Source organism: Spirillospora sp. CA-142024, from assembly GCF_050942325.1.
GTDB lineage: Bacteria > Actinomycetota > Actinomycetes > Streptosporangiales > Streptosporangiaceae > Spirillospora.
In genome coordinates, this window is the sequence record NZ_CP192077.1 from 1,273,013 (window position 1) to 1,296,105 (window position 23,093).

General features: G+C 71.4%; 28 protein-coding genes and 1 riboswitch. Of the genes, 12 read left to right on the forward strand and 16 right to left on the reverse strand.

The window, feature by feature from the left end:
- Window position 1 precedes the first annotated feature (1 nt).
- Both ACQPZP_RS06285 and ACQPZP_RS06290 read right to left on the reverse strand, forming a co-directional pair.
- On the reverse strand, window positions 2-391 hold the full coding sequence (locus ACQPZP_RS06285) for a hypothetical protein (RefSeq protein WP_433476683.1): 390 nt from the start codon (window positions 389-391) through the stop codon (window positions 2-4).
- Entirely contained in the window at window positions 388-624 is a 237-nt protein-coding gene (locus ACQPZP_RS06290; protein WP_433466645.1) for a hypothetical protein, read from the reverse strand. Before ACQPZP_RS06290 ends, ACQPZP_RS06285 begins: the two co-directional genes overlap by 4 nt.
- 178 nt (window positions 625-802) lie before the next feature.
- On the opposite strand from ACQPZP_RS06290, the gene ACQPZP_RS06295 reads away from it, so the two are divergent.
- The gene (locus tag ACQPZP_RS06295; protein ID WP_433476684.1) at window positions 803-1,645 is read left to right on the forward strand and encodes an SMP-30/gluconolactonase/LRE family protein; all 843 of its coding nucleotides are present in this window, start codon (window positions 803-805) and stop codon (window positions 1,643-1,645) included.
- Window position 1,646: 1 nt separating this feature from the next.
- Here the strand turns inward: ACQPZP_RS06295 and ACQPZP_RS06300 are convergent, their stop codons facing one another.
- From ACQPZP_RS06300 to ACQPZP_RS06310, 3 genes are read right to left on the reverse strand one after another with little or no spacing between them, the layout of a single operon-like run.
- Window positions 1,647-2,330, reverse strand: coding sequence for a winged helix-turn-helix transcriptional regulator (locus ACQPZP_RS06300; protein WP_433476685.1), 684 nt, complete (start codon window positions 2,328-2,330; stop codon window positions 1,647-1,649).
- A gap of 4 nt (window positions 2,331-2,334) precedes the next feature.
- The gene (locus ACQPZP_RS06305) at window positions 2,335-3,018 is read right to left on the reverse strand and encodes an alpha/beta fold hydrolase (RefSeq protein ID WP_433476686.1); all 684 of its coding nucleotides are present in this window, start codon (window positions 3,016-3,018) and stop codon (window positions 2,335-2,337) included.
- Complete coding sequence (locus tag ACQPZP_RS06310; RefSeq protein ID WP_433476687.1) at window positions 3,015-3,938, reverse strand: LLM class flavin-dependent oxidoreductase; 924 nt, start codon at window positions 3,936-3,938, stop codon at window positions 3,015-3,017. The genes ACQPZP_RS06305 and ACQPZP_RS06310 overlap by 4 nt, the downstream gene beginning before the upstream one ends.
- Before the next feature lie 92 nt (window positions 3,939-4,030).
- On the opposite strand from ACQPZP_RS06310, the gene ACQPZP_RS06315 reads away from it, so the two are divergent.
- Window positions 4,031-4,459: an organic hydroperoxide resistance protein gene (locus ACQPZP_RS06315; RefSeq protein WP_433476688.1), complete on the forward strand. Its 429-nt coding sequence runs from the start codon at window positions 4,031-4,033 to the stop codon at window positions 4,457-4,459.
- 58 nt (window positions 4,460-4,517) lie between these two features.
- Here the strand turns inward: ACQPZP_RS06315 and ACQPZP_RS06320 are convergent, their stop codons facing one another.
- Window positions 4,518-5,486, reverse strand: coding sequence for a helix-turn-helix domain-containing protein (locus ACQPZP_RS06320; RefSeq protein WP_433476689.1), 969 nt, complete (start codon window positions 5,484-5,486; stop codon window positions 4,518-4,520).
- A 100-nt stretch (window positions 5,487-5,586) separates the two neighbouring features.
- Between ACQPZP_RS06320 and ACQPZP_RS06325 the strand changes: the two genes are divergently transcribed.
- Entirely contained in the window at window positions 5,587-6,618 is a 1,032-nt protein-coding gene (locus ACQPZP_RS06325) for a saccharopine dehydrogenase family protein (protein WP_433476690.1), read from the forward strand.
- Window positions 6,619-6,931: 313 nt separating this feature from the next.
- On the opposite strand, the gene ACQPZP_RS06330 is transcribed toward ACQPZP_RS06325, so the two are convergent.
- Complete coding sequence (locus tag ACQPZP_RS06330; RefSeq protein ID WP_433476691.1) at window positions 6,932-7,342, reverse strand: hypothetical protein; 411 nt, start codon at window positions 7,340-7,342, stop codon at window positions 6,932-6,934.
- 389 nt (window positions 7,343-7,731) lie between these two features.
- Complete coding sequence (locus ACQPZP_RS06335) at window positions 7,732-8,748, reverse strand: hypothetical protein (RefSeq protein ID WP_433476692.1); 1,017 nt, start codon at window positions 8,746-8,748, stop codon at window positions 7,732-7,734.
- Between the two features lie 532 nt (window positions 8,749-9,280).
- On the opposite strand from ACQPZP_RS06335, the gene ACQPZP_RS06340 reads away from it, so the two are divergent.
- From ACQPZP_RS06340 to bluB, 4 genes are all read left to right on the forward strand, one after another.
- Window positions 9,281-9,556, forward strand: coding sequence for a hypothetical protein (locus ACQPZP_RS06340; protein WP_433476693.1), 276 nt, complete (start codon window positions 9,281-9,283; stop codon window positions 9,554-9,556).
- The gene (locus ACQPZP_RS06345; protein ID WP_433476694.1) at window positions 9,553-9,945 is read left to right on the forward strand and encodes a hypothetical protein; all 393 of its coding nucleotides are present in this window, start codon (window positions 9,553-9,555) and stop codon (window positions 9,943-9,945) included. The genes ACQPZP_RS06340 and ACQPZP_RS06345 overlap by 4 nt, the downstream gene beginning before the upstream one ends.
- A gap of 40 nt (window positions 9,946-9,985) precedes the next feature.
- Window positions 9,986-10,510, forward strand: a complete 525-nt coding sequence (locus ACQPZP_RS06350) for a hypothetical protein (protein WP_433476695.1) — start codon at window positions 9,986-9,988, stop codon at window positions 10,508-10,510.
- A gap of 28 nt (window positions 10,511-10,538) precedes the next feature.
- Window positions 10,539-10,734, forward strand: a riboswitch (cobalamin riboswitch).
- A 35-nt stretch (window positions 10,735-10,769) separates the two neighbouring features.
- Complete coding sequence (gene bluB / locus ACQPZP_RS06355; protein ID WP_433476696.1) at window positions 10,770-11,384, forward strand: 5,6-dimethylbenzimidazole synthase; 615 nt, start codon at window positions 10,770-10,772, stop codon at window positions 11,382-11,384.
- On the opposite strand, the gene ACQPZP_RS06360 is transcribed toward bluB, so the two are convergent.
- Window positions 11,293-12,462, reverse strand: a complete 1,170-nt coding sequence (locus ACQPZP_RS06360; protein WP_433476697.1) for a glycosyltransferase 87 family protein — start codon at window positions 12,460-12,462, stop codon at window positions 11,293-11,295. The two genes, bluB and ACQPZP_RS06360, sit on opposite strands and share 92 nt — an antisense overlap.
- Window positions 12,463-12,595: 133 nt before the next feature.
- Here ACQPZP_RS06360 and ACQPZP_RS06365 point away from each other — a divergent pair, with 133 nt between their 5' ends.
- From ACQPZP_RS06365 to ACQPZP_RS06380, 4 genes are read left to right on the forward strand one after another with little or no spacing between them, the layout of a single operon-like run.
- Window positions 12,596-13,723 carry a sensor histidine kinase gene (locus ACQPZP_RS06365; protein ID WP_433476698.1) on the forward strand — a complete coding sequence of 376 codons (1,128 nt, stop codon included), beginning with the start codon at window positions 12,596-12,598 and terminating at the stop codon, window positions 13,721-13,723.
- Window positions 13,720-14,382 (forward strand): response regulator, encoded by a 663-nt coding sequence (locus ACQPZP_RS06370; RefSeq protein WP_433476699.1) that lies wholly within the window; start codon window positions 13,720-13,722, stop codon window positions 14,380-14,382. The genes ACQPZP_RS06365 and ACQPZP_RS06370 overlap by 4 nt, the downstream gene beginning before the upstream one ends.
- 38 nt (window positions 14,383-14,420) lie before the next feature.
- Window positions 14,421-14,804, forward strand: coding sequence for a BlaI/MecI/CopY family transcriptional regulator (locus ACQPZP_RS06375; RefSeq protein WP_433476700.1), 384 nt, complete (start codon window positions 14,421-14,423; stop codon window positions 14,802-14,804).
- Window positions 14,801-15,709, forward strand: a complete 909-nt coding sequence (locus tag ACQPZP_RS06380) for a M56 family metallopeptidase (RefSeq protein WP_433476701.1) — start codon at window positions 14,801-14,803, stop codon at window positions 15,707-15,709. The genes ACQPZP_RS06375 and ACQPZP_RS06380 overlap by 4 nt, the downstream gene beginning before the upstream one ends.
- Here ACQPZP_RS06380 and ACQPZP_RS06385 read toward each other — a convergent pair.
- From ACQPZP_RS06385 to ACQPZP_RS06395, 3 genes are all read right to left on the reverse strand, one after another.
- Window positions 15,706-16,173: a TIGR03618 family F420-dependent PPOX class oxidoreductase gene (locus ACQPZP_RS06385; protein ID WP_433476702.1), complete on the reverse strand. Its 468-nt coding sequence runs from the start codon at window positions 16,171-16,173 to the stop codon at window positions 15,706-15,708. The genes ACQPZP_RS06380 and ACQPZP_RS06385 overlap by 4 nt on opposite strands.
- Window positions 16,174-16,202: 29 nt before the next feature.
- A complete protein-coding gene (locus ACQPZP_RS06390; RefSeq protein ID WP_433476703.1) occupies window positions 16,203-17,663 on the reverse strand; it encodes an MFS transporter in 1,461 nt (486 codons plus the stop codon).
- 72 nt (window positions 17,664-17,735) lie between these two features.
- Entirely contained in the window at window positions 17,736-18,224 is a 489-nt protein-coding gene (locus ACQPZP_RS06395) for a MarR family winged helix-turn-helix transcriptional regulator (protein ID WP_433476704.1), read from the reverse strand.
- Window positions 18,225-18,449: 225 nt separating this feature from the next.
- Between ACQPZP_RS06395 and trpS the strand changes: the two genes are divergently transcribed.
- On the forward strand, window positions 18,450-19,481 hold the full coding sequence (gene trpS / locus ACQPZP_RS06400; RefSeq protein ID WP_433476705.1) for a tryptophan--tRNA ligase: 1,032 nt from the start codon (window positions 18,450-18,452) through the stop codon (window positions 19,479-19,481).
- A 40-nt stretch (window positions 19,482-19,521) separates the two neighbouring features.
- Here the strand turns inward: trpS and ACQPZP_RS06405 are convergent, their stop codons facing one another.
- The 4 genes from ACQPZP_RS06405 to ACQPZP_RS06420 form a co-directional block, all read right to left on the reverse strand.
- A complete protein-coding gene (locus tag ACQPZP_RS06405) occupies window positions 19,522-20,133 on the reverse strand; it encodes a TetR/AcrR family transcriptional regulator (protein ID WP_433476706.1) in 612 nt (203 codons plus the stop codon).
- A complete protein-coding gene (locus ACQPZP_RS06410; protein ID WP_433476707.1) occupies window positions 20,133-20,726 on the reverse strand; it encodes a hypothetical protein in 594 nt (197 codons plus the stop codon). Before ACQPZP_RS06410 ends, ACQPZP_RS06405 begins: the two co-directional genes overlap by 1 nt.
- Window positions 20,723-21,535, reverse strand: coding sequence for a class I SAM-dependent methyltransferase (locus tag ACQPZP_RS06415; RefSeq protein ID WP_433476708.1), 813 nt, complete (start codon window positions 21,533-21,535; stop codon window positions 20,723-20,725). The genes ACQPZP_RS06410 and ACQPZP_RS06415 overlap by 4 nt, the downstream gene beginning before the upstream one ends.
- Window positions 21,536-21,604: 69 nt before the next feature.
- Complete coding sequence (locus ACQPZP_RS06420; RefSeq protein ID WP_433476709.1) at window positions 21,605-23,062, reverse strand: MFS transporter; 1,458 nt, start codon at window positions 23,060-23,062, stop codon at window positions 21,605-21,607.
- Window positions 23,063-23,093: the final 31 nt, after the last annotated feature.

Here is a 23,093-nt window from a genome sequence, read left to right on the forward strand (position 1 = left end):
GTCAGGGGATCTGTTCCACCCGCACGCCGGGGACGGACTCGTAGACGTCCGGGTCGGCGGTGATCAGCGGCCACCGGCGCCAGCGCGCGGACCAGGCGGCCTGCGCGGCGTCCATGCCGAGGTTCGGGATCGTGGTGACGAGGAGCCCGGTCTGCTGGGCGATCACGTCGTCGAGGTCGTCGACATGGACGACCTGCATGCCGGGGAGCCGCTCCAGCACGGCGCGGCCGTGGTCGGGGACGAGCTGCCAGGCCCGGGCGAGGGACGTGGCGGGGATGACGATCGTCGCGTGCTGGGCGATGGATGCGCGAAGCCGGGCGCGGACGTAGATGGTCTTGCCGGTCGCGAGGTCCAGAAGGGCGGTCGCGTCGAAGACGTGACCGGTGATCACGCGACGTCCCGGCGGGCCGCGCCGCCCTCGACGAGGCGGTCCACCATGGCCTGCTCGTCGGGACTCGGCGGCCCGAACAGGTCGTCGATGGTGGACGCGTCGCGCAGATAGGCGAGCTTGAGGCGCGCCCCGTCCGCGAGGAACCCTGACACCGAGGCGATCTTCTTGTCCTCGGCGAGCCCCTGGAGCGTGGCGGCAAGCTCGTCGGGCAGCGTGATGTTGAGTCTCGCCATGGGCCACACAATACACACTTTCACCCCCTCCAGTGTGTACTCGCATGGCCGAGGGAACCGGCCGGCCGACGAGTTCCGCCACCCCGGCGTGTCGATACATGCGGGGGCCGTTCGTATGGAGGACAGGACGCCGGGGCGCCGGACGGCGAGCCGGCGGCGGAGAGGGACGGTGAGGGCAATGGGCGAGGTGCGGATCCTGGTGACCGGGCGCGGGCTGGTCGAGTCGCCGCGCTGGCACGGTGACAGGCTGTACTTCTCGGACTGGTCCGCGGGCGAGGTCGTCGCGGCCGGCCTGGACGGATCCAGCGAGGTCGTCGCTCGCGTGAAGTCGCTGCCGCTCTGCACGGCATGGCTCCCGGACGACCGGCTGGTCATCGTCGCGTCGGCGGACGGGCGGCTGCTCCGCCTTGAACCCGACGGGACGCTGGTCACCCACGCGGATCTCGGCCGTCCGGGGTGGAACGACATCGTCGCCGACGGCCGCGGCAACGTCTACGTGAACGGTGCGGGCTTCGACCCGATGGCCGGGGAGGAGTTCAGGCCCGGGCACGTCCTCCTGGTGCCGCCGGACGGCCCGGCCCGGCAGGTCGCCGAGGAGATCGCGTTCCCCAACGGGATGGCGGTGACGCCCGACGACTCGACGCTGATCGTCGCCGACTCGTACCGCAGCCGGCTGGTCGCCTTCGATATCGGCGCGGACGGCGGGCTGTCGGGGCGGCGGGTCTGGGCGGAGCTGGGCGACGGCGTCCCTGACGGCATCTGCGTGGACGCGGAGAACGCCGTCTGGTACGCCGACGTCCCCCATCGGCGGTGCGTGCGGGTCGCCGAGGGCGGCGAGGTGCTGGAGACCGTCGATCTCGACCGTGGCGCTTTCGCCTGCGTGCTGGGCGGCCCCGGCGGGACGACGCTGTTCGTCACGGCCGCCGAATGGCGCGGCATGACCGAGTCCGAGATGGTGACGCCCGGCAGCGGCCGGCTCCTCGCCGTCGAGGTCCGCGTCCCGGGCGCCGGGCGGCCCTGACTCAAGGGTTTCCGGTGGACGGCCGGGAGTGCGGGGGAGGGAGGCGGAACAGGCCCTTCAGGCTGCGCAGGGCCTCCCGGTCGCCGGTCGCCGTCGCCGTTCCGCTCTCGATCGCGTCGGCGAACGTGCTGCCCTGGCCGGTGAGGTCGAGGAACGCGTCCTCGCTGATGGTGATGGTCGCGTCCGGGTGCTGGGCGGGGCCGTGCAGCGCCTCGATCGTCCCGTCGTCGATCCGGGCGTGGAAGACCTCGTCACCGATCTGGAACTCGTACACGGCGCGTAGCCCGGCGGCGGCCTCGGGCTGGAAGCAGGCGCGCAGGCCGAGGACCGTCCAGCCGGGGTGGAACGTCTCGGTCTCGCGCCGTTCGCCCATCGCCCACTTCAGCCCCCACCGTGCCAGCGCCAGGACGGCCGGACCGAGTTCCTCGCCGGCCTCGGTGAGCGCGTACGCGGGGGTGCGGGCGGGCGGCGGAAGCATGATCTTGCGCGCCAGCCCCTCGCGTTCCAGATGCTTCAGGCGGGCGGCGAGCAGACCGGTACCGAGGCCGCGCAGGCTCGCCTGGAGGTCGCCGAACCGTTTCGGGCCGGTCAGAAGCTCGCGGACCAGCAGCAGCGTCCAGCGCTCGCCGACGAGGTCGAGGGTGCGCGCGGTCGCGCAGTACTGGTTGTACGTTCGCTGTTCCACTTCATCACTCTAGACTTCGCGCTTCCTGTTCTTGAACGACCTCCAGGAGCATCCGGGCGAGCGGCTCGGGGTCGGTCATCATCACGTTGTGCGGGCCGTCCAGCGCGAGCGTCCGGTATCCGATGGATTCGGCGAACCTGTCGAAGGGGTAGGGCGACCCGCTGCAGCAGATCGCCGTGCCGGGAATCTTGTCGACGGCCCCCGTGAGGCGGGTGGGCTCGGCGAACGTGCGCAGCGGCTGCGGGACGAGGCGCGGCGCCAGCCGCTCCGCGTCACCGGGGTCGGTGATGCCGAACATCGCCGGGGGCGGGGGCGGAATGCGGCCGTCCCCGCGCGCCTCGGCCGCCGCGCCGACCGTCTCGGCGAAGCCGTCGGGAGCCAGGCTGAACAAGCTCGCGCCGTCCGCCCCCGCCCATCCGTCGATCAGAACGATGTGGCCGACGGTGCCGGGCCGCGCGTCGGCGGCCTCCCGCACGACCAGGCCCGCGTAACTGTGCCCGACGAGCACCAGCTCATCCTGGACGTCGTCGAGGGCGGCGACGACCGCCTCGGCATGGTCGTGAAGGCCTTGGTCTCCGCCGAGGTCCGGGGTGAGCGTGCGCGCCCCGGCGGCGTTCAGCAGCGGGACGACCTCGTCCCACGCCCAAGCACCGTGCCAGGCCCCGTGGACGAGAACGAACGTGGTCATCGCGTCTCCTTCATCATGGGCAGCACCCGGTCGGCGAATTCCTCCAGGCCCGCCTCGTGGTCATCGGTCGCCAGGCGGATGACGAGATGGCGGGCGCCCGCCTCGACGTAGCCGTTCAACCAGTCGGCGGCGTCCTGGGCGGTCCCGGCGAACAAGGCCTGGATGGACGCGATGAACTCCAATGGCGCGTTGTAATAGCGCTCGATGCTCGTCCGGAGCCGCCGGCGCGCCTTCTCCGGGTCGTCGTCCAGGCAGAGGGTCGCGTACAGGGCCGGGTTCGCCTTCCCGACGGCCTCGCGTTCTTTCGCGTACGTCGCCACTTCGGGCGGGTAGGGCAGCCACCCGTCGGCGATCCGGGCCACCCGCCGCAACGCGGCCTCGCCGCTGCCCGCGAGCCAGATCGGCGGACCTCCGGGACGGGACGGCGGCGGCGCGAGCCGGACGTCCTCGAACGCGAAGTGCTCGCCCGCGAAGGAGACCGCGTCCCCCGACCAGAGCCGCCGCATCGCCTCGATGGACTCCTCCATGCGCCCGATCCGGCGGGCGAATCCGATGCCGACCGCCGCGAACTGGGCTTCGGTGGCCGGGTTCGGGAACCCGCCGCCCATGCCCGCGATCACCCGTCCGTCCGACAGCCGGTCGAGCGTGGCGAGCTGATGGGCCAGCAGGATCGGATGGCGCAGCGCGGGCAGCAGCACCGCCGTGCCGAGCGCGACCCGCTCGGTGGCCTCGGCCACCGCCGCCAGAAGCAGCAGCGGATCGGCGCGCGGCCTGGTCACGGGGCTGTCGCCCGCCCAGACCGAGTCCAGCCCCGCCTCCTCGGCGCGCCGCGCCTGCGCGACCAGCCGTCCCAGGTCGTAATCGCCCAGGATGTCCTGTTCGCGGGTCGGCAGCAGGTACCCGACCTCCACCCTCGCCATCCGGCCTCCCCGGTTCGTCGTGGTTCCCCGACCCTAGCGATTGACTTCCTGTTTTTGAAGTGCAAAGTTCTAAATAAGGAAAGGAGCTCATCATGTCCAAGGCGCTCTACACCGCGGAAGCCCACGTCGCCGGAGGCAGGGACGGCCGCGGCCGCACGTCCGACGGCCGGCTGGACCTGGATCTGCGGCTGCCCAAGGAACTGGGCGGAGACGGCGAGGGGACCAACCCCGAGCAGCTCTTCGCGATCGGCTACGCGGCCTGCTTCGGCACGACCCTCGCCCTGGTCGGCGGCCGCGAGAACCTCAAGGCCGATGACGCGGAGATCGACGCGTCGGTCTCCCTGATCCCGATCGACGGCGGCCGCTTCAAACTCGGCGCGGAACTGCGGATCTCCCTGCCCTCACTCACCCCTGATCAGGCAGCAGACCTGGTCAGGGCAGCGCACCAGGTCTGCCCCTACTCCAACGCCACCCGCGACAACATCACCGTCTCCCTGGAGGTCAACGGAAAACCGCTGTGATCGTGGCCGAAGTCGGCGGCCCGACGGCCCTCGCTGACCAGCCGTCGTCCACCGGACGTCAGGTCGTTGCGGGAGCCGCGGGGGTCGGCCGTTGGGCGCGGAAGGTGCGGCGGTAGGTGTCCGGGGGCACGCCGACCGTGCGGTTGAAATGCCGCCGCAGTGTGGTGGCGGTGCCCATGCCGGTGGCCGCCGCGATGGAGTCGATGCCGTCGTCGGTGGTCTCCAGCAGCTCCTGGGCGTGGCGGATCCGCTGGGTCAGCAGCCACTGCAGTGGGGTGGTACCGGTCGCCGACCTGAAGTGGCGGCCAAGGTTGCGCGAGCTCATGTTCGCCTGCCGGGCCAGGTCCTCCACGGTCAGCGGACGGTCCAGACGTTCGATCACCCAGGGGAACAGCTCGCCGAGCGGATGGTTGCCAGGAGCGGGCACCGGAGTGGTGACGAACTGCGCCTGGCCGCCGTCCCGGTGCGGCGGCACGACCAGGCGGCGGGCGGCCGCGTTGGCGATCGACGAGCCGTGGTCGAGGCGGACGAGGTGGAGGCACAGGTCCATGGCGGCGGCCTTGCCGGCGGAGGTGAGGACGCTGCCGTTGTCCACATAGAGGACGTCCGGGTCCACCTTCACCCGGGGGTAGCGGGCGGCCAGGACCCGGGTGTGCGCCCAGTGCGTGGTCGCGCGGCGGCCGTCCAGCAGGCCTGCGGCGGCCAGCACGAAAGCGCCCGTGCAGAGCGAGGCCACGCGTGCGCCCGCCTCGTGGGCCGCGCGTACCGCGTCGACCAGCGCGGCGGGTGGGTCCTGGTCGACATCGGCCCAGCCCGGGACGATCACGGTGTGGGCGCGCGTCAACCCGTCGAAGCCGTGGTCGGGCTCCAGCAGGAACCGGCCGACCCGCACGGCGCGAGGCCCGCAGACGGCGACGCTGTACCAGGGGACGTCCACACCGGCTGGGGGCGCCCCGAAAACCTCGGACGCCAAGGACAGCTCGAAGTGCAGCATCCCGTCGGTGACGGCCAGCGCGACAGTGTGCATGTCCGGAATTGTACGGGCATTGGCGTTCCAGACGCTCGCGCGCTTCACCCGCCCTGGACAGGATGTCCGTTGACACACCTGTTGAGCACGAGGAGAACCCATGGGATCGGGACGCACGGTGGCGGTGTTCGGCGCATACGGGCACACCGGGCGGTTCGTGGTGGCGCAACTGCTGAATCGCGGGTTCGTCTCCGTCCTGTCCGGCCGCGACGCCGTCAAGCTGAAGGCGCTGGCGGCGTCCGGACCCGGACTGGACGTTCGCCCGGCGTCCGTCGACGACCCGGCCTCGCTCGACCGCGCACTGGCCGGTGCCGCGGCCGTGATCAACTGCGCCGGGCCCTTCGCCACGACCGCCGCCCCGGTGATCGAAGCGGCACTGCGCGCCGGGATCCCCTACGTGGACGTGGCCGCCGAGATCGAGGCCAACGCCGAGACGTTCACGCACTTCAGGGACCGTGCGCGCACCGCCGGAGCGGTGATCGTCCCTGCCATGGCCTTCTTCGGCGGCCTCGGTGACCTGCTCACGACCGCCGCGATGGGCGACTGGACGGCGGCCGAGGAGGCGCACATCGCCTACGGACTGAACAGCTGGCACCCCACCGCGGGGACGCGGGCCGCGGGCGCGGTCTCCCGGCACCGGCGGGACGGCCGACGCGTCCGATACGCGAACGGACGGCTGGAGTACCGCCAGGACGAGCCGCCGACCCTGGAGTGGCCCTTCCCCGCCCCGATGGGCACCCGGACCGTCATCGGGGAGTTCACGATGGCCGACGTCGTCACCGTCCCCAGTCACCTGGCCATCCCCGAGGTGCGCAACTACATGACGGTCGAGGCGGCCGGGGATCTATCGTCCCCGGACACCCCGGCGCCGGTCGCGGCCGACGAGCACGGGCGGTCCGCGCAGACCTTCGTCGTCGACGTCGTCGTGCGCTCCGGAGGCGCTGAACGGCGCGCCGTGGCGCGCGGCCAGGACATCTACGCGATCACCGCACCGCTCGCGGTGGAAGCGGTCGACCGCATCCTCACCGGCCGGACCAGGACGACCGGTGTCGCCTCCGCCGGCGAGATCTTCGACGCCCCCGACTTCCTCCGCGCCCTCTCCCCGCACATTTCCGTGGACCTGCGCGATTGAGAATGGCCGGGTGAACTCGCCGAGGCTTCGTGTCGCCGCCTACGTGATCAGGTATCGCGCCGTTCCCGAGCTGCTCATCTTCGAGCATGTCGACATGCCCGAGGCCGGTACGCAGGTCCCCGCCGGCGGCATCCGGCCTGGTGAAGAGCCAGAGCAAGCCGTCTCTGGTGATGCCATCGCGAGCGCGCACACGGCGCTCTTGCGGACGGTCCAGCACGCAGCGCCCCGCCTCCGCGTCGGCGGATGCGGGGCGTCTCGTCGTTGTGCTCAACCGTGGACGCACCGCTGTTGGAAGGCCCGTGCAGGCGCGTGACTACGTGAAGTAATCGATCTTGCCCCACCAGCGGTAGGCCTTGTTCGGTGTGCCGCCGCCGAAGGTCGCGCAGATCTTGAACTTCCAGGTCCCGTGCAGGAGCGCGACGTCTCGGTAACCACTGTTCGGGATGGCGAACCAGCCCGAATATCCGTCGGCTTTGTTGGTCCTGGGGTCGATGACCTTGAACTGCATGGTCTGCCCCTGCCCGTTGAAGTCCGATCCGGTGACCCAGATGCGGACCCAACCCGCCTGGAGCGGTCTGCCGGGCATCTGCTTGATGCGCGAGTCCGGCTCGCACCAGTAGCCGCCACCGGCGTAGCCGTATCCGGAGATCGCCCCGCCGTCGGCGTGCGCCGTGCCCGCTCCGGCGAGTGTGAGGCCCGCGATGACGGCGGCCACCGCCGTCATGCCCCCGATTCTGCCGACCCGCTTCGTTGTCACATTCTCTCCCCGTGCCAGTGATCCGCCGCTGCGCGGATCGCTGCCATCTGGATACACGGACCGCCCTTTCAGACAGCTATCAATCAGCTATAGACCCTGGTCCTCGGGGCGGTAAGTGGCAGCGCTCGGCCGACCCGACCACGGCCATGAGGACGATGACGCCCCCGGCGAGCCACGGGCTGCAGGACGGCCGGCAGCCCGTCTCGATCGCCCGCAGCGCACGCTTGCCACGGTCCCGGTCGTCCGCTGGAGAGGCATGCGGACATGACCGGCCGCACCGACCGCGCGGGCGGCATCAACCCACTCTGGAGCACCCGCACTTGTCGTTGACCGATCGTTGGCTGGGTGTCAGTTCGCTAGGACGCAGCGGTGGCGAGCATCGCGTAGGCGTCCCGCACGGCGGGTCTCCGGGCGTCCTTGGGCGATGCCATCGCGAGTGCGGTCACGGCGTTCTTGCGGACGGTTTGGGATCTGCGGTGGGCGGTGGGTAGCCGGTCCAGGACGCTCATCACATGCTGGGCCCCCGCGTCGGCGTCGCCTTCCTGGATGAGCGTCGTCGCGCGGTACATCTCGACCTGCGCGGGCCCGAGCACGCTCTTGGACGTGTAGGCGGCCAAAGCCTCGTCCTGGGCCTGGCGAGCCCGCTTGTGATCGCCGATGTGGGTGTGCACGAAGCCGGCGGTGTGGTGCATCCGCTTGATCGACCAGCCGAACTGGGTCTCCTGATCATCCCGGATGCGGTCGGGTAGCCGGTCGAACACGCGCTTGAGGTCGTCCAGAGCCTCCAGCGCTTCGGTGTGACGACCTGTCTGGGCGAGTGCCTGTGCTCTGGCTGCGTGCCCCCCGGCCAGTCCCGGGCAGGGCGTGTTGTGGCTGATCGCTATGGCCTCATCGGCGAGATCCAGGACTGATTGCTCGGGGCGGTTGTCGAAGAGCGCGTACACCGCCTCTCGCGCGCGGGCGTGGGAGGCGATGAGCATGTCGCCGGACTCGTCGGCGGCGCGGACGGCTGTTCGCCACCATCGGCGTGCGCCCCGCACGTCGCCGAGGCCGGTCAGGGAGATGGCGGTGAACATGGAGAGCTGCGCCGCCGTCCGGATGAGGCGTGGCCGGACGCTGCCTGTCGCGCGAGCTATCAGCAGGTCGAGTTCGGACAGGTCGGCGAGCATCTCGGGGAGTACCTGCTCGGGCGGGAGGAAACCGGCCTCGTGGGCGTAGTCGAAGGCGACCCGTTCCCAGGCGTCGGCGTCGCGGGTCGTGGCCTGGGTGGTGAGGGTTCCGGTGAGAGCGGCCCGGAGGTGTTCGGCGTCGCGGACGAAGGGCGCCGCCGCGGCGGTGGTGGCGAGGAGGCCGAGCAGGGCACGGCGCTTCACGTCGTCGTCCTCGAACTCGCAGTCGGGGTCATAGGTAGAGGATGCCCCTTGCGCCTCCCCGGTTGAGAAGAGGTCTGAAGGGTCTAATTTGAACGCTTTTGCGTAGGCGTTGGCCCAGTCGCGAGGAAAATTCTGGCCCTTCTCCCAGTCGTAGATCTGACGTGCGAGGTTGGCCGGGTTTCCTTGCTTCAGGCCGTCCGTTCTCAGGAGTTGCCTGGCCATCTCGTGTTTACTCCAGCCTCGCGCTTCACGCTCGAAGCGGAGGCGGGCTGCCCATATTGGGGGATTTTGGGCAGTCATTGGCATGTGCCCCCTTTGTGGACCCGGAGACTTTCGAGTCTCCGGGTGTCTCCGGGTCTGTCTCCGCATTCTCATCTTTTCTCGCGCCCTGTGACGTCGATTTACTGAGAGTCGCGGGATGAGTTGAGGTGCGTCCCGTCCCCCGGAAACGAAAGCGGCCCCGACCCGGTGCTGACACACCATGTGGGTCGGGGCCTGACCAGGAAAAGAGGTCCTGGCTGTGGACGATGGTATGACCCCTGAGGTCCGGCTGGCGGCGCTTGCCGCGCATCTGGCCGCGCGCAAGCTCGACGTCCAGTTGGACTCCGACGGGCTCCGAGTGAGGAACCCGCACGTCAAGAGCTGCTGCACACAACACACGGGCGACACGATCTCCTGCCGTACCCGGGACGAGGACGGTGCGGGGCTCTGGTACTTCACATCGTGGGGCGAGCCGATCGCGCCCGCCGACCGGGTCACGGACGCGGCCGTGTTCGTGCTGGGCTACCTGTCCGGGGACGAGCGGTGACGCCGTGGGCGGCGGCCGAACTCGACCCCGAGCGGGTCGCGGCCGAGCTGGCGCGCCGTTTCCCCGGTTGCTGCGTCTGGCTGGGCGAGTACACGGGGAGCTGGTGGGCGATGACCGGTGACCGCTTGGTCGAGGCCCCCGACCCGGCCACGCTCGGGCGCCTGCTGCACGAGCTGACCCGCCGCGCTCACGCCGGCCGGTACGCGTCCCTCCAGAACCGCACGGCCGGACGGGGCGCGCCCCCACCTTCCCGGGCGTCCCGTCCGGCCGTGCACTCCAGGCCCCCGACCCGGCGTCAGGCCGTGCGGGCGAGGCGGATCGAGCGGCGGCCCCGCGGTGGCCTGCTGCGGCGGCTGCTCGGCTCGCTCGTGGTCGTGGAGGGGTGGTGATCGGCGGCTGGTTCTGTGATCGTTGCAGCACGGGCATCTGATGGATCTGATGGCGGCGGGCGGGGTGGCGTTCGCGCCGGAGACGCAGGAGCTCAAGCCGCGCGACCACTCCGACCATCAGGTCAAGGCGTTCAGCCTGGGCGCCGAGGCGATACAGAGGGTCTTCGGTCTGGAGGTCGACGACAGGCAGGTCGCCGCCGGATTCGCCCTGTCGGACGGCGAGCCGGAAAGGGCGGGCGGTGTGCACCCCATCGCCCCCGACGCCGCGAGCGCCGACGAACTCACGGAGTTCTTCTCGGCCGCCGGGGAGACGGGCGTCCTCGAATCGGTCGGCAGGTTGGGCGCCTCCCCGCTTTCCGGCGAGGGTTCGGCCGCCTACCTGTCAGACGCCGTCATCGGGACGGCGGAGCAGTTCGCCGCCGCCTTCAGCGCCTATCGCGACGCGGGCGGTGACTGGTCCCTCCATGCGAGCCGCGGACACATCGCCATCGCGATCGACGCGTCCGAGGCGGACATCGCCCGGGCGGACTTCATCCGGCACTATCCCGAGGTGGCCGCCTTCTGAGGAGTGGTTGCCCGGGTAGGGTTCCGGATGGCATGAACTGACGCGGGGTGCCCCCATGCGGGGGAGAATCGGGAAGCCGGTGGAAGTCCGGCACGGGCCCGCCGCGGTGACCGGGGAGCTGCCGCCCAGGCGCGTTCGCGCAGCCACTGGCCGTACGGCCGGGAAGGCGGGCGGTCGAGCGTCGATCCGGGAGTCCGAAGACCGGCCTCGCTCCACGCGGCCGCCGTTCGCGGCGGCCCGACGCAGCGGGAGCCTGCCCATGAACATCTACGACGCCATTCACCGCCGCCGTGACGTGCGCGCCGAATTCACCGGTGCACCGATTCCGCGGGACGTCCTCGACCGGGTCCTGACGGCCGCGCACGCCGCGCCGAGTGTCGGGCTGTCCCAGCCTTGGGATTTCATCCTCGTCGGCGACCCTGCCATCCGGCGCGCCTTTCATGGCCACGTCCAGTCCGAACGCGCCGCCTTCGCGGCCACGTTGACCGGGGCCGCCGCCGACGTCTTCGCCCGGATAAAGATCGACGGGGTGCTGGAGTCCAGCCTGTCGGTCGTGGTCACCTATGACCCGGAGCGCGGCGGTCCGGCGGTTCTCGGCAGGCACGCGATCGCCGACGCGGGACTGTACTCGGTCTGCCTGGCCATCCAGAATCTGTGGCTCGCCGCCACCGCCGAGGCCCTGGGGGTCGGCTGGGTGTCGTTCTATCGGGAGACGTACCTTCGTGACCTGCTCGGCATTCCCGAGGGGATTCGTCCGGTCGCGTGGCTCTGCCTAGGCCCGGTCACCCACCTCGAACGGACGCCGGATCTGGAACGGCACGGCTGGCGGCACCGACGAGCTCTGGAGGCCGCCGTCCACCACGACCGGTGGTGATCCGAAGGCGGATCGTCATGCAGGTCAGGAAGACCAGGCCGGCTATCAGGTAGCAGTTGGCGACCGGGGTCAGGAGGTTGACGCCGTACTCGCGCGGGTCGCCGTTGTGGGGCGTCCACCACAAGGGCGACAGAGCGAAGAGGGTGAAGGTGCAGGCGGCGGTCTTCCGGTTGCCGTTTCGGAGCAGCACCGCCAGGGCCGGGACGATCCAGACCCAGTGGTGCGCCCAGGAAATGGGGGAGACCAGCAGGCCGGTCACGCCGGTGACCGCTGTGGCGCTCAGCCAGTCGCCGCGCCTTGCCCAGATGGCGGCGACCGTGAGGCCGAGAACACCGATCGTCAGCGGGATGGCGGTGTACCAGTCGCCGACCTCGGCCGTTCCCCGCAATATGCGGGTCAGCGCGCCGTAGGGGGATTGGTTGCTGATGTACGGGACGCCCACGCGAGAGGTGTCGTAGAAGGTGTGCAGCCAATAGAGGCGGGACGCGTCCGGGGCGATGGCGTAGGCGAGCAAGGTGCAGACGGCGAAGGCGGCGGTGGCGGTGACCGCGTCCTTCGTTCTCCGTGTCAGCAGGAGGAGGACGACGAAGACGGCCGGGGTCAGTTTGATCGCGGTCGCGATGCCGATGCCGATCCCGGCCGGGCGGCCGAGTGCGACGCGGTGCAGGTCCGCGAGGACGAGGGCCAGCAGGAAAAGGTTGACCTGCCCCAGGAAGAACGACTGCCAGACCGGTTGCAGGAGGAGGCCCGCGGCTACGACGGCCACCAGGGGAACGTGGCGGCCGGTCATTTTCAATGTCGCCCGGCAGGCCCAGATGAAGGCCGCGAGTGATGCCAGCTGCCACAGCATCCGGGCCAGAGTGAGTGGCAGGGCGGCAAGCGGAGTGAACAGCGCCGCCATGAAAGGCGTATTGGTGTACCAATGGTCGGCGAGCTGCTCCTGGTAGAGGCGCGCGCCGTGCGTTACGGCGTCTCCGCCCAGCCAGTAGATATGGAAGTCCAGCGAGTCGTAGGCGGCGGAGAAGACCACGATCGCCAGGATTTCGAGAGCCAGAAACAATGACACCCAGCGCTTCATGCGGACAACGGTGTCGTGGCCGCTGGCGGCGGACATCGGGCCGCCGGACACATTCGGGAAAGGCGCTTGTAGCCCGTGGGATTACGCCTCCGGGCCAATGTGCGGGAGGGGCGGCGCCGGTTACGATCGGCGCATGTCAGCCCTGCCGGGGACCCGGAAGCCCCCTCTCACCGCCGGGGCGGTCCTGGCCTGGTCCGGGGCCCTCCTCTATCCCGGCGTCCTGTTCCTCACGGTCTCAAGAGGGAACTACGGCGACCAACTGGAGGTCCTGCTCTCTGCCGGTCTCACCGTGTGGGTCCTGGCCCTGTTGAGGCGCCGTCCGCTGCCGGCCCACGGCATCCTGCTCTTCGCCTGGGTCCTCGCCCTCGTGGAGATGCCGAACGGGTCGGTCGCGGGGCTGCAGATCCTGCTCACCGATCTGTCGGTCGGCTATATCGCGGCCAGTCGTCCGCGGGCGTTCTCGGTCCCCGTCGCGGTCGTCACCTGCGTCGTGCAGGCCCTGTCCGTCGCCGCGTTCCTGTCCGCGAACGACTCGTTCCTGGCCACCGTCGTGCTGGCGATGGTCGTCATCTGGATGGTGGGCAACTCGGTCCGGGTGCGCCGGGAGCATGCGGACATGATGCGCGAGCAGGCCACGGCGCAGGCGGTCGCGGCGGAGCGGCTCCGGATCGCGCGGGAGCTGCACGACATGGTCGCGCACAGCATCGGCATCATCGCGATCCAGGCGGGCGTGGGCGGACGGGTGATCGACACACAGCCGGCGGAGGCCCGCAACGCCCTCGACGCGATCGAGGCCACCAGCCGCGACACCCTGTCCGGTCTGCGGAGAATGCTCACCGCGCTCCGCAAGGACGACCCGGGAACGGCCCCGCTCGGCCCGGTGCCCGGCCTGGACGACCTCGCCCGGCTCGCCGAGGCGACGCTGGACGCCGGCGTCAAGGTCGACATCCGGACGGAAGGCGAGCCCAGGCCGCTCCCGCCGGACGTCGATCTCTCCGCCTACCGGATCGTCCAGGAGGCGGTCACGAACGTCGTCCGGCACGCGGGCACCGGCCAGTGCCGGGTCACCGTCGGCTACGGCGACGAGGAACTGGCCATCGAGGTCGAGGACGACGGGGCCGGCGGCGTGGTCGGCACCGGGTACGGCATCGTCGGGATGCGAGAGCGGGTCACCCTGCTGCGCGGCGAGTTCACCGCCGGGCCCCGTCCGGAGGGCGGGTTCCGGGTGGCGGCGCGCATCCCCGCACCGGCGGCGGCATGACGATCCGCATCGTGCTGGCCGACGATCAGCCGCTGATCCGCGCCGGCCTGCGCGTGCTCATCGCCGACACCCCGGACATGGAGATCGTCGGCGAGGCCGGGACGGGCGCCGAAGCGGTCGGCCTGGTCGAGAACGTCGAACCCGACGTGGTCGTGATGGACATCCGCATGCCCGACATGGACGGCATCGAGGCCACCCGCCGGATCGAGACCGCGCACGTCCTGATGCTGACCACGTTCGACGACGACGAGTACGTCTACGGCTCCCTCAGGGCGGGCGCCAGCGGCTTCCTCGTAAAGGACATGGCGCTGGAGGAGATCCTCGCGGCGATCCGCGTCGTCGCGAAGGGGGAGGCCCTGATCGCGCCCAGCGTCACCAAGAAGCTGATCGAGGAGTTCGCGGCGCGCCCGGATCCGGCCATCCAGCGAACGCGGCCCGTGGAAGGCATCACCGAGCGTGAGCGCGAGGTCCTCACCCTCGTCGGACGCGGCCTGTCCAACCAGGAGATCGCCGGGGAGCTGTTCATCAGCGTGGCCACGGCGAAGGCGCACGTGGCGCGGCTGCTGACCAAGCTGGACGCCCGCGACCGCGTCCAGCTCGTCATCATCGCCTACGAGCTGGGCCTGGTCACGCCCCCTACAGGCGGTAGTACTACCTGACGTGGTCCCCTACGGGACCGTCGGATAACCTGGCTGTCGTGAAGGGTCTGGGAGAGCTTGAACGCACGGTCATGGAGATCCTCTGGGCGCGGGAGGACGCCGGCCACGACGCGGCGACCGCCCGTGACGTGAGCCGCGCGCTCGCCGGTGACCGCGATCTCGCGCACACCACGATCATGACCGTGCTCGACAGGCTCGCCAAGAAGGGCTTCCTTGAGCGCGAGCGCGACGGCCGCGCCTGGCGCTACCACCCGGTGGCGAGCCGCGAGGTGTACGTCACCGAGCTGATGCTGGGCGCCCTGAACGAGACCGGCGACCGTGACGCGGCGCTCGCGCACTTCGTCCGGTCCGTGTCGCGGGACGAGATCGACGTCATCCGCCAGGCCCTCGCCGGCCTCACCAGCAAGGAACCACCGGCATGACCGGCACCGCCCTGCTCGCATTGATCTCCCTGGGGACCGTCGGCGGGGCGCATCTGCTGTCCCGCGCTCAGTGGACGTGGCGGACGCCGCGCATCGGGATCGCGCTCTGGCAGGCCCTCGGGCTGTGCTGGGGCGTCGCCACGATCGGCGCGCTGCTCGGCCTCGCCCTGCTCCCGTACCGCAAGGGCGTACTCGGCGGGCTGCCCGGCCTGTACGACGACCAGGCGGCCCGGCTCAACGCGCTCCAGGTGGCGGCGCTGCTCGCTGCGATCAGCCTGGCCGGGGTGCTGCTGGTCATGCTGATGTTCGCGGTGGTCCGGGTCGTGCGTGCCCGGCGGCGGCACCGGGCGCTGCTCGCGCTCGTGTCGCGCCGCGACTCGTCCGTGCCCGGCACCCTCGTGCTCGACCACCCCGGCGCCGCCGCGTACTGCGTGCCGGGCGTCCGCTCGTCCAAGGTCGTCGTCAGCGCCGGGACGATGGAGCTGCTCGACCGCGGCGAGCTGGCCGCGGTGCTCGCGCACGAGCGCGCCCACGCCCGCGAGCGGCACGACCTGGTGCTGCTGCCGTTCGCGTCGCTGCGCCAGGTGTTCCCGCAGTTCCGGCTGGTCGGACGGTGCCTGGACGCGGTGGAGCTGCTGATCGAGATGGCCGCCGACGACCGGGCCAGGCACGGCCGTCCGGCGCGCGAGCTGGCGACCGCGCTGCTGCGGTTCGCGGCCGCCCGCCCGGCCGCCGCGCCGTCCGGCACGCTCGGCGTCGCCTCGCACAGCGACATCCCGGTGATGGCGCGGGTGAACCGGCTGCTGGAGCCGGAACCGCTGCCCCGCAAGACCCGCGTCGCCGCCACCGTCGCCGTGCCCGTCATCGCCGGCCTCCCCCTGCTGCTCCTCGTCCTGCCCCACTAGTCGGACAGGACGGTCCCGTAGAGGCGGGTGACGCGCAGGCGGATCACCAGCCGCCGGTCCTTCACCATCTGCTCCAGGAACGCCTGCTCGTCCGCCGGGTCGTCGAAGCCCGGCGTCATCGCGAGCAGTTCCCGCCCGGTCGCGTCGCCGGGCTTCTCGGTCGCGTCCGACAGTTCCGCGCTGCCCTCGGCGACGGCGAAGGACATGTGGTCGGCGCTGGACGCGTGCAGCGCCGCCCGCGGGTCGCGCTGGAGCTGCTTCACCTTCGCGCGGCCGTCGGTCGTGGAGATCCGCACGACGCGTTCGTCCGGGTCCCACGCGTAGACGACGGTCGACACGTGCGGGTGGCCGTTCTTCTTGTTGGTGGCGAGGACGGCGAACTGCTGCTCGCCGAGGAGGCGGGAGAGGTCGTCCTCGCTGATGGGCTTGGGGCCGGGTCCCTGTCCGGGGCCGTATTCGGTCATCGTGATGTCCTCTCGGGTGATCGGGGCGGTCAGGCGTTGGCGGGGACGGATTCGACCGGCGCGGTGGTGCCGGTCACGGGCTTCGGGCGGCGCAGGACGAGCAGGGACACCGCGAGAGCGGCGACCAGCAGGCCGGCGGAGACACCGAAGGCGAGGTGGTAGCCGCTGGTCAGCGCGGTGGCGCCGTCCCGTCCGTCCGCCCGGAGGTTCTCGGTGCGGGACGCGGCGAGCGTGGTCAGGACCGCGACGCCGAGCGCCATCCCCACCTGCTGGACGGTGTTGAACAGTCCGGAGGCGATGCCCGCGTCCTCGGGCCGGGCGCTCGACATGCCCAGTCCCGTCAGCGACGGCAGGACCAGCCCCGCACCCGCGACCAGGACGAACACCGGCAGCAGGTCGGTGACGTAGGCGGCGTCCACCGGGACGGTGGTGAGCCAGGCCATCGCGCCGATCAGCAGCACCAGCCCGGCCATGAGCACGAACCGCTCCCCGAACCGGTTGGACAGCCGTGCGGAGACGAACAGCGACACCACGCCGATCGCCACGGCCGCCGGGAGCATCGCCAGGCCGGTTTCGAGCGCGCCGTACCCGAGGACCTGCTGCATGTAGAGGGCGACGATGACCTGGAACGAGAACATGGCCGACAGGGTGAGCAACTGGACGACGTAGGCGCCGGACACGTTGCGGGAGCGCAGGATCCGCAGCGGCATCAGCGGGGTCGCCGCGCGGGCCTGCCGTACGGTGAACGCGGCGAGCAGCAGCAGCGACACGGCGCCGAGGCCGAGGGTGTGCGCGGAGATCCAGTCGTAGCGCTCCACCTTGACGATCGTGTAGATGCCGAGCATCAGCCCGGACGTGACGAGCAGTGCACCCGGGACGTCGGCCCCGGCCGCCAGTCCGATGCCGCGGTCGCGGGGGAGCGCCGGGAGTGCCAGCAGGATCGTGGCGAGGCCGATCGGCAGGTTGATCAGGAAGATCCAGTGCCAGCTCAGCGCGTCGGTCAGCACCCCGCCGAGTACCTGCCCGATGGACGCGCCGGCCGCGCCGGTGAAGCTGAACACCCCGATCGCCTTCGCCCGCTCGCGCGGGTCGGTGAACAGTGTCACGAGGATGCCGAGGACGACGGCCGAGGCGAGCGCGCTGCCGACGCCCTGCAGGAACCGGGCGGCGATGAGCAGGCCGGACGTCGTGGCGGCGCCCGCGAGCAGAGATGCCGCCGTGAACACCGCGTTCCCGGTGAGGAACAGCGTGCGGCGGCCGACGAGGTCGCCGAGCCGTCCGGCGAGGAGCAGCAGGCCGCCGAGCGGGATCAGGTAGGCGTTCATGATCCAGCTGAGCCCGGCGGGTGAGAAGCCGAGATCGTGCTGGATGGCGGGGGTCGCGACGGTGACGATGCTGCCGTCCAGGATCGTCATCAGCATCGTGGCGGACAGCACGCCGAGCGCCGCCCAGCGGGACCGGAGCGGCAAGGACCGGATCGGCAAGGACATGGTCATCTCCTGTTTCAGGGGCACAGGAGAAACCGTAGCAGATAGTTTTGTTGCAGACTATCTCTGACGGATTTACTTGCTGCGCTCGCGAGCCCGGCGGGCCGGCTGGGCGCTCTCCACTGGTGCGGCCAGATGCCCGCTGACCAGGTTGTTCAAGGCCAGGACGAGAGCATCGCGCTCGTCTTCGGGCAGAGCGCCGAGTGCGGCCGCGTGGACGCCGTCCACGATCTCCTGGCTGCGGGCGGCGACCCGTGCACCCTCCTCGGTGACGGCGATGATCCGGGCGCGCCGGTCCCTGGACGACGGGCGGCGCTCGGCGAGGCCGGCCTTCTCCAGGGCGTCCACGGTCACGACCATCGTCGTCTTGTCCATGTCGCCGATCTCGGCCAGCTGGATCTGGGTGCGCTCCTCCTCCAGGGCGTGCACCAGGACGCAGTGCATGCGCGGCGTGAGCCCGATCTCGGCGAGCGCCGCGGTCATGCGGGTGCGCAGGACGTGGCTGGTGTGGTCGAGCAGGAACGACAGGTCGGTCTGCGTGCGCGCGGGGGCCATCGAGGTCATGCGTCCAGCCTACCCAAGATGGTTTCGTTCTAGATTATCTGTGAGCAGCTACATTCCGTGGGCTATGCTTGGGCCCATGAACCGCACCGTGTGTCTGGGTTGGTGGCCGTCCTAGGACGGCCGACATCCACGCACGCATCGGGCCGTCCGCTGGGCGGCCCTCCTCTTTCCCTCGATGACGCGGCCGGGTCCGGCGGGACGGCCGGACCTCACGAGGAGAGACCCATGGAGACCACGCTCGAAGACCGCAGCCGCGAACTCGAAGCACGCATCGCGGGCGAACCTGGAGCCTTCCGCATCCTGACCGGGGACAGGCCCACCGGACCGCTGCATCTCGGCCACTACTTCGGCACCCTGGCGAACCGGGTCCGGCTCCAGCGGGCCGGCGTCGAGCTGTTCGTCATCGTCGCCGACTACCAGGTGCTCACCGACCGGGACGTCGCCGACAACGTGTCCGAGCACGTGGACGGCCTGATCGCCGACTATCTCGCCGCCGGGATCGACCCGTCCAAGGCGACGATCTTCCGGCACAGCGCCGTCCCCGCGCTGAACCAGCTGATGCTCCCGTTCCTGTCGCTGATCTCGGTCGCAGAGCTCAGCCGCAACCCGACGGTGAAGGACGAGATCGGGGCGTCCCGGCAGACGTCCGTCAGCGGGCTGATGTTCACCTATCCCGTCCACCAGGCCGCCGACATCCTGTTCTGCAAGGCGAACCTCGTGCCCGTCGGCAAGGACCAGCTCCCGCACCAGGAGATCACCCGGACGATCGCGCGCCGCTTCAACGAGCGCTACGGGCCCGTCTTCCCGGTGCCGGACGCGCTGCTGTCGGCCGTGCCGACCCTGCTCGGCACGGACGGCCAGAAGATGAGCAAGAGCCGCGGCAACGCGATCGCGCTCTCCGCGACCGAGGACGAGACGGCCCGGCTGATCAGGCGTGCGGTGACCGACGCCGACCGGCACATCGCCTACGAGCCCGAGACGCGCCCCGAGGTCTCCAACCTGGTGCAGCTCGCCGCGCTGTGCCAGGGCCGGGACCCGCACGCCGTTGCCGCGGAGATCGGCGACGGCGGCGCGGCCGCACTGAAGAAGGTCGTGGCCGACTCGGTGAACGAGTTCCTCCGCCCGATCCGCGCCCGCCGCGCCGAGCTGATGGCCGACCGGACGTACCTGCGCGGCGTGCTCGCCGCGGGCGACGAGCACGCCAACGCGGTCGCGGACCGCACGCTGGACGAGGTCAGGGCGGCCATGGCCTCGTAGCGTCGTAGCGGGATCGCCTCGTGGCGCGCGACGGCGGCCGTCAGCGCGCGGCGAGGCCCAGGAGGACGGTGGCCACGAGATCGTCGGCGACGTCCAGAGAGACCTCGTGGGCGATGCCCTGGCCCTGGAACAGCACCGACAGCACCGGCTCGTGGCAGGCGCCGACGATCATGGAGGTGGCCGCGTCCACCCGGGCGTCCGGCGCGAGCCTGCCGAGGTCGCGCTCGGCGCGCAGGTATCGGGACAGCCGCTGGTTCCAGTCCTCGCCCCCGCCGCTCAGCGCCGCGAACCGGGCGAGGACGTCCGGCTGCGCGACCAGCCCGGTCAGCGCCGGGAGCAGCCCGTTGTGCAGGACCAGCCCGTGCGCGACGTACGCGCGCAGGTTCTCCTCGACCGTCCCGGTGCCGGGCTCGGGCAGCGGGTCCAGCGTGCGCCCGATCGCGTCGGCGCGTGCCCGCAGCGCGTGCGCGAGCAGCTCCTCCTTGTCGGCGAAGTGGTTGTAGAGGACGCCGTCGGCGACGCCGGCCTCCCGCGCGATCGCGCGGACGGTCAGGCCCGCCGCCCCGCGCTCGGCGATCATCCGCTCCGCCGTGGCGATCAGATGCTCGCGCAGGCTCCGGTCCCCGGCCCCTACGGCTCTTCTAGGTGACATCACCCGGCATCGTATTGAGTCAGCGCGAACCCGGGCCCGGCCAGGTCCGGCAGGAAGCCGGGGCCGACGGCGTCCTCGATGTGCCGGACGCCGGGCGGCATCCCGGCCAGCCGCCGGACGACCGTCGCGGCGACCAGGCCCGTCGCGCGGCTCTGCCGCCGTCCCGTGAACGCCCGGACCGTCCCGCCGGCCGCGACCGCGACGGCCGGGAACCGCATCCGCCAGGACTCGCCCAGGCCGGCGAGCGAGTCGAGTGTCCATTCCACGGCGGACGGGCCGTGCCGCTCGCCGGACCCGAGCAGCACGCCGATGTCCAGGTCCGCGCCGCCGAACTCGCGGGCCAGCAGATTCGTGATGCCTGGCGCGAGGCCGACGCTCAGCACCGCCGTGGCGCTCCGCTCGGTGGCGAGCCGGTCCAGCTTCGCGATCCCGGCGAGCACCTCGCGGGACGCGGACACGTCGACGTAGTGGACGCCCCGGGCCTTGGCGAGATCGCGTCCGGCGACCACCACCTCCGGCACGTGCCCGCGGAGGCCCGCGACGACCTCGCGGCCGACCGCCCCGTACCCGCCGAGCACCACGACCCGTCTCATCGCCGCGCCGTCACGAGCCAGGCTGTGCTGCGCAGCCGGACCGCGCCGTCGCGTTCGAACGGGCGCATCGCCGTCGCGATGGTGTCGCGCACCTCGTCGCCCGCGCCGTAGTTGTAGCGGACCGGACCCCAGCCGGCGAAGAACTCCGCCGCGTCGCCTGCGTCCCGGCCCCAGATCTGCTCGGCCTCCACCTTCCGGCCGGTCACCCCGTGGAAACCGGCGCCTTCGAGGACCTCGTGGACGCGTTCGGGATCCGACAGCGACAGCGGCCCGTCGTGCCCGACCGGGGGTTCGGCGCGCGCGGGAAGCGCGGCGAAGATCGTCGCCATGTCGGTCTCGCCGAGCGGCGTCATCGACAGGAACGCCAGCCGCCCGCCTTCCCGCAGCGCCCGCCGGACGTTGCCGAACGCGGCGACCGGGTCGGCGAAGAACATCACGCCGAACCTGCTGACCGCCACGTCGAACGCCGCGTCCGGGAACGGGTGCACCTGCGCGTCGCCCTGCTCGAACGTCACGTTCGCGACGCCCTCCTTCTCCGCGAGGGACCGGGCGCGGGCGAGCATCGGGCCGGACAGGTCCACCCCCGTCGCGCCGCCGAGCGTCGCCCGTCCGGCGGCGAGCCGGGTGACCTGCCCGTTGCCGCAGCCGATGTCGAGCACGCGGTCGTGCGGGCCGATCGCCGCGCCGTCCAGCAGGAACTCGTTGAACCCGCCGTTCATGGCGTCGTACCGGTCGTAACGCTCGGCCCAGTGCTCGCCCTCGTACCCGTTCCACGCCTCCGCCTGATGCGTGTTGACGATCTCCGTCATGAGCCCCTCCTCATTATGAACTAGCGTTCATGAACGCATGTTCATGATGGACGCGGAAGGGCCCGCGCGTCAAGAAGGGGCTACTTCGCCACGCTCTTCCAGCCGGACGGGCTCCGGTCCAGGGGCCGGGGCCGCCGGACGCGGGAACAGCAGGGTCAGCAGGACGGTCGCCATGACCAGCGCGACGCCGGCCCAGGCGGCGGTCTCGGCCGCGGCGGCGAAGGCGGCCCGGTCCGGGTGCGTGCCGAGCGACGCGAAGAACACCGCGCCCAGGACCGCCACCCCGGCCGCGCCCGAGAACTGCTGCGCGGTCGTCAGCACGCCGGACGCCGCGCCCGCCCGGGACGGCTCGATCCCGGACAGGACGGCGCCGATCACGGACGGCAGCGTCAGCCCGCCGCCCAGCCCGAGGAGGCCGAGCGGGACGAGCAGCCAGGCCGCCGTCACGCCGCCGCCGAGAACGTCCAGCTCGATGGCGAACGCCAGGACGCCGACCGCGTTGACGATGGCCCCGCACACGAGGACCCTCGGCCCGAACCGCTCGACGAGGCGGCGCCCGAGGAGCGAGGAGACCATCGTCAGCAGCGCCATCGGCCCGAACGTCAGGCCCGCCTGGAACGGCGTCAGCCCGAGGCCGCCCTGCAGGAGCAGGGTGAGGACGAGGTTGACGCCGCCGAACGAGGCCAGGAACGTGACGTTGATCGCGAGGCCGAGGGTGAACGAGCGGGCCCGGAACAGGCCGAGGTCCAGCAGCGGGTCGCGGCCCGCCCGCGTGAGGCGCCGTTCCCAGCCGAGCGTCCCGGCCACGACGGGGACGGACGCGGCGAGCGAGACCCATGTCCACGCGGGCCAGCCCTGCTCGCGCCCCATGGCCAGCGGGACGAGAACGAGCGCGAGGCCGCCGGAGACGCCCACGGCGCCGACGGGGTCCAGGCGGGGACGCCGGCCCGACCGGGCGGCGGGGAGCACGCGGAGCGCGCAGCCGATGGCGGCGGCGCCCACCGGCACGTTGACCAGGAAGATCGCTCGCCAGCCGAGGCCGAGGACGTCCGCCTGGAGCAGCAGCCCGCCGAGCACCTGCCCGGCGATGCCGCCGCCGCCCAGCACCACCCCGTACCAGGCCATCGCGCGGGTCCGCGCCGACGCCGGCAGGGACGCGGTGATCAGCGCGAGCACCTGCGGGACCATCGCCGCGCCCGTCAGCCCCTGGAGCAGTCGCGCGGCGACCAACTGGGCAGGCGACTGCGCCAGCCCGCACAGCAGCGACGCCGCGGTGAACGCGGCCATGCCGAGGACGAACAGGCGGCGGTGGCCGAACAGGTCGCCGAGCCGTCCGCCGGTCACCATTCCGCCCGCGTAGGTGAAGGCGTAACCGGCGATGACCAGCTCCAGGGCGACCGGCCCGGCGTGGAGGTCGCGCTCGAAGGACGGGGTCGCGACGTTGACCACCATGTAGTCGAACGAGGCCATGAACGTGGCGCAGAGGATGACGGGCAGGACGAGCCGGCTCCGCGTTTCGGAGATCATGGAGTCCACGCTCGTCCCGCACGTCCCTCGC